At 62.4% G+C, this 17865-nt stretch carries 12 protein-coding genes; 3 read left to right on the forward strand and 9 right to left on the reverse strand.

The annotated features are described in order from the left end of the window. Window positions 1-158: 158 nt before the first annotated feature. The 5 genes from H7B90_RS04175 to H7B90_RS04195 form a co-directional block, all read right to left on the reverse strand. Window positions 159-848, reverse strand: a complete 690-nt coding sequence (locus tag H7B90_RS04175) for a hypothetical protein (RefSeq protein ID WP_185134626.1) — start codon at window positions 846-848, stop codon at window positions 159-161. Window positions 849-1427: 579 nt separating this feature from the next. After that, window positions 1428-3029 carry a beta-N-acetylhexosaminidase gene (gene nagZ / locus H7B90_RS04180; RefSeq protein WP_185134627.1) on the reverse strand — a complete coding sequence of 534 codons (1602 nt, stop codon included), beginning with the start codon at window positions 3027-3029 and terminating at the stop codon, window positions 1428-1430. Further along, window positions 3026-4687, reverse strand: coding sequence for a response regulator (locus H7B90_RS04185; RefSeq protein ID WP_185134628.1), 1662 nt, complete (start codon window positions 4685-4687; stop codon window positions 3026-3028). Before H7B90_RS04185 ends, nagZ begins: the two co-directional genes overlap by 4 nt. A 26-nt stretch (window positions 4688-4713) precedes the next feature. Continuing rightward, window positions 4714-6534: a cache domain-containing sensor histidine kinase gene (locus tag H7B90_RS04190; RefSeq protein ID WP_185134629.1), complete on the reverse strand. Its 1821-nt coding sequence runs from the start codon at window positions 6532-6534 to the stop codon at window positions 4714-4716. Window positions 6535-6814: 280 nt separating this feature from the next. Continuing rightward, on the reverse strand, window positions 6815-8287 hold the full coding sequence (locus tag H7B90_RS04195; RefSeq protein WP_185134630.1) for an MDR family MFS transporter: 1473 nt from the start codon (window positions 8285-8287) through the stop codon (window positions 6815-6817). Window positions 8288-8449: 162 nt separating this feature from the next. Here H7B90_RS04195 and H7B90_RS04200 point away from each other — a divergent pair, with 162 nt between their 5' ends. Further along, window positions 8450-9139, forward strand: a complete 690-nt coding sequence (locus tag H7B90_RS04200) for a TetR/AcrR family transcriptional regulator (RefSeq protein ID WP_185134631.1) — start codon at window positions 8450-8452, stop codon at window positions 9137-9139. Window positions 9140-9737: 598 nt separating this feature from the next. Here H7B90_RS04200 and hemG read toward each other — a convergent pair. The 3 genes from hemG to hemE form a co-directional block, all read right to left on the reverse strand. Beyond that, the gene (gene hemG, locus H7B90_RS04205) at window positions 9738-11234 is read right to left on the reverse strand and encodes a protoporphyrinogen oxidase (RefSeq protein ID WP_185134632.1); all 1497 of its coding nucleotides are present in this window, start codon (window positions 11232-11234) and stop codon (window positions 9738-9740) included. A gap of 91 nt (window positions 11235-11325) precedes the next feature. Continuing rightward, entirely contained in the window at window positions 11326-12258 is a 933-nt protein-coding gene (hemH, locus tag H7B90_RS04210) for a ferrochelatase (protein WP_185134633.1), read from the reverse strand. Next, window positions 12255-13304 (reverse strand): uroporphyrinogen decarboxylase, encoded by a 1050-nt coding sequence (hemE, locus tag H7B90_RS04215; protein ID WP_185134634.1) that lies wholly within the window; start codon window positions 13302-13304, stop codon window positions 12255-12257. Before hemE ends, hemH begins: the two co-directional genes overlap by 4 nt. A gap of 234 nt (window positions 13305-13538) precedes the next feature. On the opposite strand from hemE, the gene H7B90_RS04220 reads away from it, so the two are divergent. Continuing rightward, window positions 13539-14747 carry an MFS transporter gene (locus H7B90_RS04220; protein ID WP_185134635.1) on the forward strand — a complete coding sequence of 403 codons (1209 nt, stop codon included), beginning with the start codon at window positions 13539-13541 and terminating at the stop codon, window positions 14745-14747. 32 nt (window positions 14748-14779) lie between these two features. Here the strand turns inward: H7B90_RS04220 and H7B90_RS04225 are convergent, their stop codons facing one another. After that, a complete protein-coding gene (locus H7B90_RS04225; protein WP_185134636.1) occupies window positions 14780-15505 on the reverse strand; it encodes an O-methyltransferase in 726 nt (241 codons plus the stop codon). Between the two features lie 349 nt (window positions 15506-15854). Between H7B90_RS04225 and H7B90_RS04230 the strand changes: the two genes are divergently transcribed. After that, entirely contained in the window at window positions 15855-17849 is a 1995-nt protein-coding gene (locus H7B90_RS04230) for an LTA synthase family protein (RefSeq protein ID WP_185134637.1), read from the forward strand. The last annotated feature ends 16 nt before the right edge of the window (window positions 17850-17865 follow it).

The following is a 17865-nucleotide window of genomic DNA, read 5'->3' on the forward strand; positions in this document are numbered from 1 at the left end:
TTTTAGAACATCTCCCTCTCGCCGCCCCCTCTTTCGACCGAGATACTCGATGTTTTAGAACATCTCCCTCTCACTAGCCCCTTTTCCGTCCGAGATACTTGATGTTTTAGAACATCTCCCTCTCGCAGGCCCCTCTTCCGACCAAGATACTTGATGTTTTAGAACATCTCCCCCGTGCGAGTCTCATCCTCGTAGATAAGAGATGCCGCATTCCCGGTCAGCATGAACCGGTGACACCTTCTCTCGCTTCCTCCCACCGGCGCGATCCAACGGGCCGCTTCCAGCTTGCTCAAAATTTTGCGCGTCGTCTCCTTGCCCAACTGGAGCCATTGGCTGGCGATCGCGAGGTCGAAGGAGTCGTTCCAATACAAAGCGCAACGAACGACCTCCCTCTCGTAGACAGGCAAACGCATCAATCCCGTATTGCTCGCGCTGCCGACCCGGCCGATAAACTCGTACAGATCGCGCCGGCACCAATCAGGCTTCCTCTCCAGCTCATCCCGTCCGTATGGATAGTAAACGAGGCCTAACGCAGCCATCGAGCGTGCGCGAGCGCGTTCGAAAGAGAACCGCCCCCTTGTCATCTTCTCCGCGTGGGTGATGTAGTGCTCCTCTTCGAACACGGTCCTTAACCTCGGACAATAGACGTCTCCGTAAATTTTCACTCCCGATAGACTCGTCATCTCATGCTCCAGCACGAGGCCGTCAAAGGTGCCGAATACCGGGAGCAGCACCGTCTGCAGCAGAATCTTCGTTCCCGTCAAATCCCTTCCCAGCATCTCCTTCCTCTGCCCCTCGGCCCCTCGAACCTGCTCTCTCCAATAAGCTTCGAACTTCTCGTCAAACATCCTCAATGCCTCCTTAGAAAAAAATAAAAGCGCCGCCTACCCCATCAAAGGAGCAGGCGGCGCGTGCTTCGCGCCGACTATCGTACATCAACAAGATAGCATATCCTTCCAGAAACGGCAACCGGCGACGGGGGCATGACAGCGTTCAAACAAGGGCCGCCAACCCCATCGAAGGAGCAGGCGGCGCGTGCTTCGTGCCGACTATATCGTACATCAACAAGATAGCATATCCTTCCAGAAAACGGCTACCGGCGACGGGGGCAAGACAGCGTTCAAACGAGCGCCGCCAACAACATCGAAGGAGCAGGCGGCGCGTGCTTCGGGACAGCTATATTGTTCTTCAACAAGGCAGCAAATCCTTCCAGAAGCGGCTACCGGCGACGGGGGCAAGACAGCGTTCAAACGAGCGCCGCCAACAACATCGAAGGAGCAGGCGGCGCGTGCTTCGGGACAGCTCTATCGTACTAACAAGATAGCAATTCTCGCCAGAAGGGCAACCGGCGACGGGGGCATGACAGCGTTCAAACAAAAGAAGCTGTCCGCGCGGACAGCTTCCGATGGATGTAACGATGGCCGGTATCAGGCCAGCTCTTGCCTCGCGAACGGGCCGATCGTCACGGGCAGGCGGCCCTTGGCCGGAAGCCGCCCCGACAGAACGCCGGCGAGCGCGGTCATCATCGTCGGCTTGTTCTCGAACGTGCATACGTAAGCGGGCACGTCCGGCACCTCGAGCAGGTCGTAAGGCGTGCGCGTCGCGACGAGCACGAGCGGCTTGCCGAGCGCGGCGAGCCTCGCGATCAGATCGGCCTGGCGCCGCGAGAAGCCGGCGTCGTACGACGCGAACACGATCGCGTCCGCCTGCTCCGCCCACTCCAGAGCCGCCGCGCTCTCGGCCTCGTCGGGCTCGAGCCCGACGCGCACTTCCTCCACGGCGTAGCCCTCGTCCCACAGCGCCGCCCCAACCGTGCGCTCCTGCGCGATAACCTCGATCACTTCCGTGCCGACCCGAGCCTCCGCCCAGACGCTGAGCACCTGCGAGACGCGGCTCAGAGGCAGCAGCTCCGCCCCCTTGACGACCGTCACCGCCGCCTCGCTGGCGAGTCTCGCAACCTCCCGGGCCGCGGCCGCGTCCGGATTCACCGGGAGCGAAGCCGCGAACAGGCCTCGCTCGAGCTTCAGCTTCCGCACCCGCTCCGCCGCCTCGTTGATCCGCGATTCCGGGATCTCTCCCGCGAGCACGGCCTCGTACACCGCTTCGAGCGCAGCGATCTGCCGGTCCAGCCGATGGCTGACGAGCACGAGGTCCGCTCCTCCCTTCACCGCCTCGACCGCCCCCCGCGCGACGCCGATCGTGCCCGCGATCGCGTTCATCTCCAGGCAGTCGGTCACGACGACGCCGTCATAGCCGAGCCGCTCGCGAAGCAGGCCGGTCAAGATCCGCTTCGACAGCGTCGCGGGAACGTTGTCCGGCTCGTAAGCCGGGAACACGACGTGCGCCGTCATGATCGCGTCGACGCCGGCTTCGATCGCCGCGCGGAACGGCAGCAGCTCCACCGCGTCCAGCCGGTCCCGCCCGTGCGGAACGACCGGCAGCTCGTGGTGCGAGTCGGCGGCCGTGTCCCCATGTCCCGGGAAATGCTTGGCCACGGCGGCCACGCCGCTCTCCTGATACCCTCTCACGGCGGCGACGCCGAGAACGGCCACCCGCTTCGGATCCTCCCCGTAGGAACGGACGCCGATAACCGGGTTCGCCGGATTGTTATTCACGTCCAGGCACGGGGCGAAGTTCATGTTGACGCCGATCCGCCGCAGCTCCGCGCCGGACCAGCGGGCCGTCTCGTAGGCCCAGGCCGGCTCGCCCGCGGCGCCGAGCGCCATCGAACCCGGCATGACCGTGACGCCTTCCTCCAGCCGGACGACCATGCCGCCCTCCTGGTCGATGGAGACGAACAGCGGCACGTCCGCCTCCGCCTGCAGCTTCGCCGTCAGCGCGGCGACCTGCTCCGCATCCCGCAGGTTGCGGCGGAAGTAAATAACGCCGCCAAGCCCGTATTCCTTGATCAGCCGACGGATGCCATCCGTCGGCTCATAGCCGTCGAAGCCGCAGACGAACAGCTGCCCCACCTTTTCCTTCAAGCTCATCTGCCGCCAGTCTTGCCGTTCGTCGCGATTGCTCGTCATCCTAGACTCTCCTTATCGGTCCATCCGGACAGGATCGGTTGTTCTTCGGACCGGCTGTGCGCCTTCTCGCGGTATTCGGAAGGCAGCATGCCGGTATACTTGCTGAATACCCGGGTGAAATAGCGGCGTTCGGCATACCCGACCATCTGCCCGACGACGGTGACGCTCTTGTCGCTCAGGGCGAGCAGCGACTTCGCCATCTCCATCCTCTGCTTCGTCACGTATTCGACGAACGTGTCGCCGAAGTGCTGCTTGAACAGCAGACTGAAGTAGCTGCCGCTGATGCCGAGGTAATCGGCCAGCATGTCGATGCTCAGATCCGAGGAGAGATTCCTCTCAATGTAGTCTTTGGCCGAGAGCATAAGCACGTCGCTCGTCTTCTTCTTCATGACGTTGTCGATCGACTGGTCGACGAGGCGGTTGATGAGCTGAAGCGTCTCCCGAATGCCCGGGCTGCGGTCGATCTGGCCCCAATAGTCCTTCTCGTCGTCCCGGCCGATGACGTCCATCGCCCTCATCTCGCGCAGCAGGTGGAGGCAGACGTAATGCAGAATCGGCTCCACCCGCTCGAAGGACGTCTCCGGCAGCCTCCGGAAGCTCTCGTTCAGCTCCTTCAGCGCGGATTCGGTCTTGCGCCGGTCGCAGCGCTTCAGCCCCGTCACCATCTCCTCGATGCGGTCCCACAGCTCCTGCGTCTCGTCCTGGACTCCCTTCCGGCGGTCCGGAACGAGAATTCCGTTCCCCTGCCCGCTCCCCTTCTCCAGCCCGCTTCCGAGATGAAGCGAGCGCTGAAGATGTTTGTACGTCTTGGCGAGCCGCTCCAGCGTCACGGGGGACGGATGCAGGGCGACGCGAATGTTCATTTTCAGATAGTTCACGACCGCCATCCGCAGCTTCGCCGCCCACGCCTCGCATTCCTCCCGGTCGAACGTCTCCGGCGGTATCCGCTCGATCAGGACGCACCACTCGCCGCTGCGCGCCTGCAGCACGGAATAAGGCACTTCGAACGATTGAAGGTTCTCCTGCAGGATGTTATGGATCGCGAAGTTCCACAGCTTGCGCTCCTTCTCGTTCCACAGGCATTCCTTCCGGGAATATTCCTCGACGTCGACGAGCATCATCGCGAACGTGAGGTCTTCGCCGGACATCTCGCGGAACTGAAGGAACGGCTTCGATTGCCCCCCTCCCACGTCGATGAGCAGGTCGTACAGCACCTTCTCGTAGGCAAGGCGGAACACCTGGCGCCATTCCTTCTGGATCGTCTGCTGCTCGGCGTTCCGCTCGCGGATGCCGTCCGCCAGCCGGGCGATCGTCTGCGCCAGCTCGTCGTAATCGATCGGCTTCAGGATATAGTCCCGCACCTCGTAGCGGATGACGGACCGGACGTAACTGAAGTCCTGGTAGCCGGTCATCATGATCACTTCGGCATCCGCGTCGAACTCCCGCAGCGCGCCGAGGAACTCGATCCCGTCCATGACCGGCATTCGGATGTCGCACAGAATGAGGTCCGGCTTCCACTCCTTCGCCAGCTCGAGGGCGATCTCGCCGTTCTTCGCCGTCCCGATCACCTTCGCTCCCATCTCTTCCCACGGCACGACGGCCTGAAGATTTTTGAGAATGTTGATCTCGTCGTCCACGAGCAGCACCTTCAAATCCATGGCCATTCCTCCCTGCCCGATTGTTCTCACTTCGGTATGAGACACTTGATGACAGTTCCTTGACCGGGAGAACTGCAGACCAGCAAGCCGTATCCCGGACCGTAGTGAATGCGCAGGCGGTCGGCCACGTTGCCGACGCCGAGCCCGCGCCGCTCTCCGGTCTCCGGCGACTCTTCGTACAGCTCTCCGAGAGTCGTCACGCCGCCGGTCGCGAACCGGGCGAGCCTCTCCTGCGGGATGCCGATTCCGTTGTCTTCCACGTAGAAGGCGATATGGTCCCCTTCTTCTTGGGCTCTGACCGTAATTTTGCCCAGATAATCGATCCCTTCGAAGCCGTGCTGGATGCTGTTCTCGACGAGCGGCTGCAGCGTCAGCTTCAGAATGCCGTAGGACCACAGCGATTCGGGAACGTCGATCTCGAACTCGAACAGCTCCTCGAAGCGGAACTTCTGAATCTCCAGGTAGCTGCGAAGATGCTCGAGCTCCTGATCGATCCGGATGATCTCCTTCTGCTGGATGCTGATGCGGAAAATATTCGCGAGCCGCTGCACCATCTTGCTCACCTTGCGGCCTTCGTTCTGGACGGCGAGAATGTTGATCGACTCCAGCGCGTTGAACAGGAAGTGAGGCTTGATCTGCGCCTGCAGCAGCATCATCTCGGCCTTCCGCTTCCGTCTCTGCTCCCGGGTCACGTCCTCCAGCAGCTCCGACACCCGCTCGACGAGGCTGTTGAAGCCCTTGGCCAAAATAACGGTCTCGTCGTTGCCGACGATCGGCACCCGCGTCGTCAGATCGCCCCGCTCGACCCGTCTCATCGCCCCGACGACCCGGACGATGAAGCCGACCGTCCGGCGGACGAACATCAGGTTGAACAGCAGGGCGCAGCCGAGCGACGCCGCCGTAATGCCGACCACCCAGGCGAGCACGGCCGTCTGGTCGCCGGACAGATACTTCCAATCGGTGACGGTGACGAGCGTCCAGTCGCCGACGCCGAGCCGCTTGATATCGCCCAGATTGTGGACCGACACGAGACTCTGCCGGCCGAGGAACTTCATCTTCTCGCTCTGGAAGTTCCTCTCCAGGCGCAGCTTGCCGTTCGGATCGGCGCTCAAGTAGAAGTTCTGGCCTTCGAGGGAGGCGCCGCTGTCGTAGACGACGGTGCCTCCCCGGCCGACGATCAGATAGCGGCGGCTGTCGCTCGCCCCCGTGTTATAGAAGTCGAAGGTCCGGCTCAGCTCGTTCATCTGGAACCGGATGACCAGAATTCCCTTGCTCGTCATCGTATCGATGTCGAGGAGCACGCGGATCTGCGTGAACAGGTTGTTCTCCCCCGTCAGCCGGCGGTCCTCGTTCGGACCGATCCACACCGGAGCCCCGTTCTTCTTGATTACTTCCTCGTAGATCGGGTTCTGGCGGAGCGTCGTGATGGAGAACGGGTTGTCCGGAATGAACTTCACGCTGACGACGCGCCCGTCGTTCCGGTAGAGCGTCACCGACTTGATGCCCGGGTACGTCAGCAGCACCCGCTGGCTCAGCTTCTGGTTCTCCAGCATCTCGTCGATGATCGCGTCGTTCTGGCCCGACAGGGGAGGCCCCTCCCCGCGGAACGACTGGTCGACGCTCTCGACGCTGTCCTTGGTCGTCACCCAGAAGTCGGAGAAGTAGTTCGCCTCGCGGAACATGCTGCTCAGGTTGCGTCCGATCGCGTTCATGGACAGCTCCATCTGCTCCGTGTATTTCTCTTGGGTAATGTGCTGGAAGACGAGATATGAGACGGTTCCGAGCACGAATAACGGCACGATGATAAAAATAAAAAAAGCGGTGAACACCCGTCTGCCCAGGCTCATCGGATCGCGTTCATCCCTTTCCGTAGTCCATTCACCCTGATTATATCAGGAAGAACGCGGCGAATACTCTCATTATAGTAGGTCGCGAGCGGCGCTATAAGAGCGTATCCTCTTCCGGGGGGATAAAAATGAACACAAAGAAGGGACGATCCGGATCTACTCGTCCGTTCGTCCCTTCGGCGGGTCGGCTTATCCCTTTTATCGTAAAAATCAGAAGCCTTTGGCAATCGTTCTATAAAGTCGATCTCAATGTATCGCCAGCCGACGGCGTTCTTCTGCCTTAAGCCGTCTTCCCTTCCCCGAGGCCGCCCGCGATTCCCGGAGTGCGGGCTTCCTTCCGCTTGCCGACGAGAAGGCCGAACGGCAGCGCCGCGATCCCGATGACGGTCGCGATCAGGAACACGTCGTTGACGCTCATCGTATAAGCGTGGAGCGGAATCGACGCGGCGTCGCCCCCTCCGGCGGCCAGCGTCTTCCCGTGGCTCGCCGCGTGGGAGATGAGCAGCGAGGTGAACAAGGCGATGGAGAACGAGCCGCCTACGTTGCGAACCCAGTTCGTGACCGAGGAGGCGTGGCCGGATTGGGCCGGCGGAATCTCCTCCATGCTCGCCGTGCTCGTAGCCGCCATCGCGAACGACACGCCGATATTGCGGACGGTCATCCATAGAATAATGTAGAGATGGCTGGTGCCGACGTCCAGCCGGGTCATCTCGAACGTGCCGAGCAGCACGAGCGCGAGACCGCCTACCGTCATCCAGCGGGGGCCGATCCGCGAATACAGCCGGCCGGCCAGCGGCATGCAGAGCGCCATAATAAGCGACGCCGGAAGCATGATGATGCCCGTGTCGAGCGGCGTAACGTGCTGGACGTTCTGCAGGAACAGCGGCACGAGCAGCGTCCCCGAGTAGAGGCTGATCATGAACACCGTGCTGGAGACGAGAGTGATCGAGAACCGGCGATTCGACAACACCCTCAGGTTCAGAAGAGGCTCTTTCGCTCTCAGCTCGCGCCAGATGAACAGCGCCAGCATGACGAAGCCGAAGACGAACAGGCCGAGCGTCTTCCAGGACGTCCACCCCCATTGGCGCCCTTCGCTAAGCGCCAGCAGAATGGAGGCGCTGCTGACGACGACCGTGGCGAGACCCGACTTGTCGAGCGACTTGCCGCCGCCGATCCGGTAGTCGGGAATCATCCATTGGATGAACAGAATCGCGACGAGCCCGATCGGCACGTTGATGAAGAACAGCCACGTCCAGCTGTAATTCTGAATCAGCCAGCCGCTGATCGTCGGGCCGAAGGCGGGCGCCAGCATGGCCGACAGCCCCCAGATGCTGACGGCGAACGCCTGCTTTTCCCGCGGGATGACTTGGAAAATAATCGTCATGGTAGCCGGAAGCACGAGGCCGCTGAACACGCCCTGCGCGATCCGGAAGACGATGAGCGACGTCGCGCTCCAGGCGAACCCGCACAGCAGCGAGAACGCGACGAAGCCGATCATCGCGTACAGATACAGCTTCTTGAACCCGATCTTCTCCCCCAGGTAGCCGGTCAGCGGGGCGATGACGCCGAGCGAGAGCATGAAGCCGGTGAGCACCCATTGAATCGTGTTCAGGCTGCTGTGGAAATCCTCCATAAGGAGCGGCAGCGCGATGTTGATCGTGCTGATGCCGAGGACGCTTAGGAACGATCCGAAAAATATCGCGAACATAATCGGCCAGAAACGGATCTTCGTCTCTTCTTGGCTTGCGGTCATGGTTACTCCCTCATCCCTTTGTGTCTAGTATGGTGAGAAGATCATACAACACAATTCAGACCGTGTAAACTACTTTCGATTATTTTAGTTTAGTTTGTCTATTTGGTTTACCTGGCCGCCAATCTTGTTTATACTGTTCTAAAGAAGGGATGGAGAGCGCTTATGAGAACTCAGGAAGACGGCGCCGTCGGCTGGCGCTACACCGATCCGGAATGCCGGAATAAGCTGGTCTCCAAGCTGCTGTACCCGTTCAAGTCGGGCGGGTTCCAACAATTGCGCATGGACGACGTCGCCAAGCAGATGGACATCTCGAAGGCGACGCTTTATAAATATTTCAGCTCCAAGGAAGAGATCGTGGGGATCGTCGTCGATCTGTTTATCCGTCGGATTATCGATCTGTACAAGGATTATCTCGGCGATTCGGAGCTGCCCTACCCGGTTCGGTTCCAGAAGTCGTTCCCCCAGACGCTGCTGATCGCCAACTACGGCAGCGAACCGTTCATGAACGACCTTCGCGACTCGCTTCCGGAGCTGTACGAACAGGTGGACGCCGCGATCGGCGCGCGGAACGAGAGCTTGAAGGAGTTCTACGAGGCGGGGATGGAGGCGAAGGCGTTCCATCGCCAGAACGCGACGCTGATCGTCATGCAGGACGAACTCATGTGCAAGCAGCTGGTCAACCCGGTCGTCTTGATGAAGAACAACCTGACGCTGCAGAACGCCATCTGCGATTATTACCGGATGCGCAAGCTGCAACTGCTGACGCCGGAGGCTCACGGCTCCCTCGACGATTCGGAGCTTCAGGGCAAGCTGGAGATGCTCGTCAAGAAGATCATGTTCGGGATGGCATAAACCGGGAGTCCGGATCGGAGCTTGGATAGAGCGGGCTTGGAGAACGTTTTGGGGCGCGGAAGGCGAGATGGCGAACGGGAAATTGGCGAACGGGAAACGGCGGGCGATGACTCGCGGAAGGCGCACGGAGCATGGCTACGAATCGAGGAAACGCTATTTTGGTGAAAATAAGCAAATTTCGTGTCTAACGAATCGTAGCAACGCTATTTCGTTCCGGAAGCCCGATTTTGCCCCTCGACGGCCCAAATAAGGTCGCTGGGATTCGTTAGACCCTCTATTAGGGGCATTCGGGCCAAATAGCGATTCCTGGGTTCGTTAAAGCGCGAGCCCTCCGAAAAGCCCCGATCGTATCGAAGGTCATTCGTTTTCGCCGCTAGGCGCCAAGCCGTCCTACCGAATTCGGCGTTCATAACGGCCGAGGTGACCGTTACGTTCTCTCGGACGTATGGGGCGTGCCTATCTTGAGTCCGCTTTCTGTATCGAAGAGGCTAGAGAATAGGTCTGCCTTGAAAAAAGAGACCTTCCGAAGGAAAACGGCGATTCCGTTCTCCATCGGAAGGTCTCTTTGTCTTTGCGCTCGCGATACGAAGCTCGGAAATCAGGCCTCGTCCGCAAGCATCCGCTCGGCGGCTTCCTTCGCCATCTGGACGCAGTCCGGCAAGCCGACGCCGTCGAACGGGGCGCCCGTCGCGTAGACGCCGGGAAGCCGGCTCGCCAGCTCCGCGCGGAACGCCGCGACGCGATCGGCGTGGCCGACCGGATACTGCGGCATCGAGCGGCGCAGCCGCGTGATCTCGACGAACTCCGGCTCGGCGGTGAGCCCCATCAGCTCGCGGATGTCGCGCCGCACCGCCGCCGTCATCTCCTCGTCCGACAGCTCGACGGCGGACTGGTCGTCGGCGTGCCCGACGTAGCAGCGGATCAGCCGCTTGCCGGCCGGGGCGGTATGCCCCCACTTCGACGACGTCCACGTGCTCGCCGTGATCGTCCGCCCTTCGCCGTGCGGCACGAGGAAGCCGGAGCCGTCGAGCTTATGGTTGAAGCCCTTCGCGTCGTAGGCGAAGACGACGTTCGCCACCGACACGTAGTCGATGCGAAGCGCGCCGACATCGACGTGCGGCGAGAGCAGCTCGGCGGTCGCGTAGCCGGGAAGCGTCAGCAGCACGTCGTCCGCTTCGAGCGTCGAGCCGTCCGCGAGCGTAAGCCGGTACGCCGCGGCGGGAGCCGAAGCTGCCTCCGCCGAGCCGCGGCCGCGCTCCTCCGTCCGCGCGATCGCCGCGACTTCCGCGCCGAGACGGATCTCGGCGCCTTCTTCGCGCAGCTTCTCCTCCAGCGCTTCGATCAAGGTGCTGAGCCCGTTCCTGAACGTCAGGAACGCGGTCGGCGGAATCTTCGCCCCGCCCACCGCCGCGGAGCGGGCTTCCGCCGCCTTCGCTCCGGCGGCCGGAGCGGTCTTCCGCGCTTCGATCATGCCGCGGATGACGCTGCCGTGCTTCCGTTCCATCTCCGCGAACTGAGGGAACGTCGCCTTCAAGCCGAGCCGGTACAGATTGCCGGCGTGGATGCCGGCGAGCAGCGGCTCCGCGACGCGCTCGACCATCTCCCGGCCGAGCCGGCGCTCGAGGAAGCCGCCGACCGTCTCGTCGGCGTCGTCCTCCTTCGGCGGCAGCCGCAGCTCGTCGAGCGCCCGCAGCTTGCCGCGCGGCGACACGACGCTGTTCCTCGCGAACGCGCCCAGGTCGTTCGGGATGCCGAGGTTCAGTCCCTTCGGCATCGGCTGCAGCCGCCCGTCCATCGCCAGGTACGTCTTCGTCGCCTGCGGGTTCGTGCCGGTCAGCTCGTCCAGCAGGCCGAGCTCCCGGGCCAGACGCAGCATCGGCAGCTTCCGCCCGAGGAACGAGTCCGGCCCGCGTTCGATGACGAAGCCGTTCTTGCGAAGCGTGTTCACCTTGCCGCCGAGCCGGCCCGACTTCTCCAGCACGACGACGTCGATCTCCCGTCCCCGCTCCTTCGCCAGCCGCTTCAAATAAAAAGCGGCGCTCAGGCCGGTGATGCCGCCTCCGAGTATCGCCACCCGTCTGACATCCCGTCTCATAACGCCACTCTCCTCTTCAGTTATCGCTTCGTTGCCCCTTCAGGCATCGCTTCTGCTAACGCTTCTAACGCTTTTAACGCTATTAATGCTTTTAACGCTTCGAGGCCTCCAACACGGATTCCGCCAAAGCCTTCATGTACTGCGGGTCGTCGTTCAGCATCGCGATCCGCTCCAGGCGGATGCCGCGCTCCTCCGAGAACCGCCGCGCCTCGATGTCGATGTCGTACAGAACCTCCAGATGGTCCGACACGAAGCCGACCGGCGCCACGAGCACGTTCTTCGTTCCTTCGCGGGCGAGCGCGTCCAGCGTGTCGAGAATGTCCGGGCCGAGCCACGGCTGGCCGGTCTGCCCGGCGCTCTGCCACGTGAACTGCCACCGCTCCACGCCGGCTAAACCGGCCACGGCGCGCGACGTCTCCAGCAGCTGCTCCGGATACGGATCCTTCAGCTCCAAGATCTTCTCCGGCAGGCTGTGCGCGCTGAACAGCACGAGCGCGTCTCCGCGGCCGTCGCCGAACTTGTCCAGCCCTTCGGACACCCGCTTCGCCAGCGCCGAGATCAGCTCCGGATGAAGGTGGTAGCTCTCCACCGTCGCGAGGCGAATGCCGCGCTTCTCGGCTTCTTCCTTCGCCCGCTTCATGTAGCCGCCGACGCTCATCGACGAGTACTGCGGCGTCAGCACGATCGCGACCGCTTCCTTCACGCCGTCCTCCGCCATCGCGGCGACGCCGTCCTCGATGAAGGGAGCCGCGTGCTTCAGCCCTTGGTAGCACTTGTACGCGCCCGCTCCGGCCAGCTCATCCAGCGTGCGCTGGAGCGCCGCCGCCTGGCGGTTCGTATTCTCGCGGAGCGGGAACACGCCGCCGACGATCGCGCGGTAGCGGCTCGTCAGATCCTCCAGCTGCTCCGCGGTCGGGGGATGCCCCCTGCGAATGTGCGTATAATAGGCTTCGACGCCTTCCATGCTCTCCGGCGTGCCGTAAGACATGACCAGGACGCCGACCGGGTTCGAATGATCGCTCATGTCGGGACTCCTTCCTTCAGCTTCCGCTCCGAATAGTCGTGCACGAATTCCGTCAGCTCCCGCAGCTTGTCGAGGGACGCTTCCGGGAACAGCCCGTGTCCCAGGTTGAACACGAATCCGGGCTCGCGCATTCCCTCGTCCAGGAGCCGCGCCGCGTGGGCGTGGATAACGGACTGCGGGGCGGTCAGCACGTACGGGTCGAGATTGCCCTGCACCGCGAACTTCCCGCCGGTGCGGCGGCGCCCTTCGGCGATCGGCACCCGCCAGTCGAGGCCGACGACGTCGGCCTTAAGCTCCGTCAAGAGCGGGAGCAGCTCGCCCGAGCTGACGCCGGGGAAGTAGATCTTCGGAAGGTCCAGATCGGACAACCGGTCGAAAATCGTCCGGACATGCGGCAGCACGAACTCCGCGAAGTCGTGCGGGGCGAGCGCTCCGACCCAGCTGTCGAACAGCTGGATCGCCTGCGCCCCGGCGCCGGCGTGGGCCCGGAGGTAGTCGGCCGCCATCTCGGCAAGCTTCCCCATGAGCTTGTGCCAGACGGCCGGCTCGGAGTACATAAGCGCCTTCGTGTTCGCGTACGACTTGGAAGGCCGTCCTTCCACGATATAGCTGGCGAGCGTGAACGGCGCTCCCCCGAACGTGATGAGGGGAACGTCCAGCTCCCGTCTCAAGATCCGGATCGTCTCGAGTACGTGCGACAGATCGCCTTCGACGTCGATCGGGCGAAGCTTGTCGACGTCCGCCGCGGAGCGCACCGGGTTATGGATGACGGGACCGACGTCCTTGACGATGTCGAAGTCGATTCCGATGGAAGCGACGGGATTCATAATATCGGAATACAGAATGGCGGCGTCGACGCCGAGCTTCCGCACGGGCATCAACGTCACTTCGGCGGCCAGCTCGGGCTGGCGGCAAATTTCAAGCAGCGAGTATTTCTCTTTGATTTTCCGGTAATCGGGGTCATACCGTCCGGCTTGGCGCATGTACCATACCGGCACCCGGTCTACGGGTTCGCCGCGGCAAGCGCGCAAGAATCGGTCGTTCATCAGCCTTCGGCCCCTTCATGGCATGGAATGGTATACATCGTATTCTTTCATTATGCCCCTTTTGGAAGGCGCTCACAACCTGTAAGCTCCGGGGGAGTATGACAATAGTATGACAAACCTCGACAGGAATGCGGTCCTTCTAGGGCTTCGGGGCCGCTTGTGCTATACTGGTTTTCGCATCTCTTACTTCTAAGATAACATAGAATGCCCGGCATTCGCACAAGGGGGATCGTCATGCCGCGTTGGAAGGTGAACCTGGCGGTTCTCTGGTTCGGCAACTTTATGGTGACGGCGGGAATGACGATGATTACGCCGTTCCTCTCCTTATATTTGCAGCAGGACCTGGGCGTTGCGGGCGCGCGCGAGATCGGCGTGTGGGCGGGCTTCATCTTCGCGGCGAACTTCGTCACCTCGTTCTTCTTCCAGCCGTTGTGGGGGAAGCTGTCGGAACGTTACGGTCGGAAAATGATGCTGCTTCGCTCCGGCTTCGGCATGTCGGCCGTCATGGTGCTGATGGGGTTCGCGGCAGCTCCCTGGCAGCTTCTGCTGCTCCGCGGGCTCAACGGCGTCATCTCCGGCTATACGCCCGCCGCGGTCTCTCTCGTGTCGGCGACGACCCCGAAGGAGAAGATGGGCTTCGCCATGGGAACGCTGCAATCGGGCGCCACCGCGGGGACGATTCTCGGCCCCCTCATCGGTGGCCTCATGGCGGACACGTTCGGGTTCCGTCCTATTTTCTATATCACGGGCTCTCTTCTCTTCCTGGCATCGGCGTTGTCCTGGCTTATGGTCAAGGAGAAGTTCGACCGGGAGGCGGCCGCGAACCGCCCTCAGGTCGGCATGCTCAGAGGCTTCGGCGAACTGATTCGCGTTCCCCAGCTTCCCGCCTTGTTCACGGTCACGTTCCTCATCCAGTTCGCCATGCTGAGCCCGATGACGCTTATTCCGCTCTACGTGCAGCGGCTTCACGGCACGACGGACGATCTCGCCTTCTGGTCCGGCTTCGTCGGCTCGGTGACCGGCTTCTCGAACATGTTCTCCGCGCCGCTGCTCGGCCGTCTCAGCGACCGGATCGGCTCCGTGCGGATTCTGATCGTCTCGCTGATCGGAGCCGGCCTGCTGTTCATTCCGCAAGCGTTCGTCGGCTCCGTCCCGCAGCTGCTCGTCTGCCGGTTCCTGCTCGGCTGCTTCGTCGGCGGGCTGATCCCGACCGTCAACTCCCTCATCCGCCGGCATACGCCGGAAGGGCGCGACAGCCGGGCGTTCGGGTTCAACGGCAGCTTCCTCGCGCTCGGGAACATGGTCGGCCCCGTCGTCGGCGGCGCCCTGTCGGGCCTGATCGGCATCGAAGGCCTGTTCCTCGTCTCGGCCGCCTTCCTGCTCGCCGCCTCGGCATGGACGTACCGGACGTTGTACCGGCCGGCGCGCGAGACGGGACGGTAAGCATGTGCGAGGGGAGGCGACGCCTGCCCCCGCTACTTCACCATCGCGAGCGCCAGCCCGTCGTAGGAAGGCAGGTGCGTCCCGATCAAGCGCGGATCCCGCGCGATCGTGCGGTTGAATTCCCGCACGGCCCGGACGGCGGGCCCCGTCTTGTCGGGGTTCAGCGTGCGCCCCCGCAGCAGCGTGTTGTCGGCGGCGACGATCGCGCCGGGGCGGGCCAGCTTGATCGCGTATTCCAGATAGACCGGATAGTTCTCCTTGTCCGCGTCGATGAAGAAGAAGTCGAAGCGGCGGCCTTCCGCTTCGAGCCGGGCCAGGCTGTCCGCCGCCGCGCCGACGATCATCTCGCAGCGATCGCCGTAGCCGGCCGCGGCCAGATTGTCCCGCGCCAGGGCGGCGTATTCGGGCTTCAGCTCAAGCGAGGTCACGCGCCCTTCGCCGGGCGGAAGCCCTCTCGCCAGGCAGATGCCGCTGTACCCGGCCAAGGCGCCGATCTCCAGCAGGCTCCTCGCCCCTGCCGCCGCCACGAGCATCGTCAGCAGCCGCCCGTAGCCCGGCGCCACCGAGATGTCCGGCATTCCTCGCTCCCGGATCGTCTCCCGGATCCGCTCCAGCTCGGGATCGGCGTCGAACAGCGAATCGAAGTACTCTTCGGGACCGGCGATCTCGCGGAGGTCCCCGTTCGACTCGGCCTCGGATCGGCCCCGCGGCTCCCCGCTTCGATTCGCGGATTCGTCCGCTTGCGGATTCAAGTTCATGTCCATCGCATCCTCCCGGGCGGCCTCTTCGTCTCGCCGGCCGCCGTCTCTTGATCTTCTGTCCTATGTCTCCCTATTGTAGCGAGAATCCCTTCCGAACGCGAAGCTTCCTTTACGTTTGCCGAGTTTGCCAAGTTTGCCGAGATTGCAAGTGCCCGCTCCGACGCGGACCGGATTATCGATTAGAAATCTTTAATGAAGCTTCGGCTCTTACCCGCGTCTGCGGCGAGGGCGGAATCCGGCCGCGACCGGCTTTTCCAGATCCTTCTAAGGTTTGAAAAAACCCTTTCGTTCGCGCTATACTATCTTTTGTTTACAATCTGATTACAAATGGATGTGGGAACATTACATGATGTCTCAACTGCAAACCGCCGCCCGCAAGGGAGCGCGGCTCTCGCTGGCCGGTCTTCGGCATTGGCCGTACTGGGGAGCCATGCTGCTCATCGCGTCCATGCTCTATAAATTGAACTGGCTCGACGGCGAACTGAACGTCGGCGGCATGAACCATTGGAAGTGGACGGTCAACCTCGGCGCGATGGTGCTCGCCACCTTCTGGACCGTCTGGCTCGGCCGCCGGACCCGCGCCGTCGCGCTGGCCGCCCTGCATCTTCTCCTGTCGATCGCCATCTTCGCCGATCTCATCTATTTCCGCTACTTCAAGGACTTCATCTCCGTCCCCGTGCTCATGCAGGCCGGCCAGGTCGGCGAGCTGCAGGACAGCATCTGGAACCTGATCCACGGCGGCGACTGGATTCTGTTCGCGGACGTCCCGGTCGCCGTCGCCCTGGCCGCGTGGACCTGCTGGCGGCTTCGCCGCTCGCGCGCCCGGAGCGAATCGGCCTCCTTCTTGCCGGCGCGGCGCTTCCGCGGGCCGTTCTGGGCCCGCCTCGCGCTTGGCGCGGCCCTTCTCGTCGCTGGAATCTACATGATCGCCATTCCGGTGAACGAGCAGAAGAACGGCTGGGCGAGAGGGCTGTTCGTCGGCAACTGGTGGAACATCCCGATCTACAACGTGACGGGGCTGTTCGGCTTCCACGGCTACGATACGTACCGCTACGCGAAGGAGCACTGGTTCGGCAGCGGCCCCTCCAAGGAGGAGATCGCCGAAGCGGCCGACTGGTTCGCCGAACGCGGCAAACTTCAGAAGCAAGCCGAGAGCGAGCCCCTGTTCGGGGCCTATAAGGGCAAGAACGTGCTGGTCATCCAGGCGGAGGCGTTCCAGGAATTCGTGCTCGGCAAGTCGGTGAACGGCCAAGAGATAACGCCGAACTTGAACAAGCTGATCAAGCAAAGTTTGTATTTCCCGAACTTCTACCACATGACTTCGCAGGGGCGGACGTCGGACGCGGACTTCCTGACGAGCTGCTCGCTGCATCCGATGCCGTCGGGCTCGGTGTTCATCCGATTCGCGGACCACGAGTTCAACTGCCTGCCGAAGATTCTGAACGGCCAAGGCTACGACACGACGGTCCATCACGCGTACGACGGCAGCTTCTGGAACCGGACCAACATGTACCGCAACATGGAATACGCGAAGTTCTACTCGCTTAACGACTATACGAACGACGAGCCGCTCGGATGGTCGATCGGCGACAAGTCGTTCTTCCGCCAGACGGTCGACCAGCTCAAGGAGCGGGGACGGAATCCGTTCTACGCGCTCGCCATCACGATCTCCGGGCATCATCCGTTCAACCTTCCGTCGACGGCGACCGACTTCGATGCCGGCGAGTTCTCCGGCACGACGTTCGGCGATTATCTCGAGGCGTCCCACTACGTCGACGCGGCGATCGGAGAGCTCGTGCAGGACCTGAAGGACGAAGGGCTGTGGGACGACACGATCCTGATGTTCTACGGCGACCACGACAACTCTCTGTACGATATGAAGACGTACGAGCAATTTTACGGGCGGGCGCTTACGGACCAAGAGAAGGACGCGCTCGTTCGCAAGGTTCCCTTCTTCATCCGCTTCCCGAACGACGAGAACGCCGGCGTCAGCGAGAAGGCGGCCGGGCAGATCGACACCGCCCCGACGATTATGCAGCTGCTCGGCATCCCGGTCGGCGACAACAAGCTGATGGGCGTCAGCATGGTATCCGGCGCCGCGAAGCCCGTCGTCTTCCGCAACGGCGGGTATACCGACGGGAAGACGTACTACATCCCCTCCAGCGACGGAATCGTCGATAACGGCTCCTGCTACTCGCTTCCGGACGGGACGATGACGGACATGGCGGCTTGCAAGCCCGGAGCCGAAGCGGCGAAGAAGGAGCTCGAGATCTCGGATCGGGTCGTCGAGCACGATCTGATCCCGGATCTGGCGGACGCCGCGGAAGAAGAGAAGCGATAAACCGTCCTCGCCGAGA

The organism is Cohnella xylanilytica (genome assembly GCF_014212175.1).
Lineage (GTDB): Bacteria > Bacillota > Bacilli > Paenibacillales > Paenibacillaceae > Cohnella > Cohnella xylanilytica.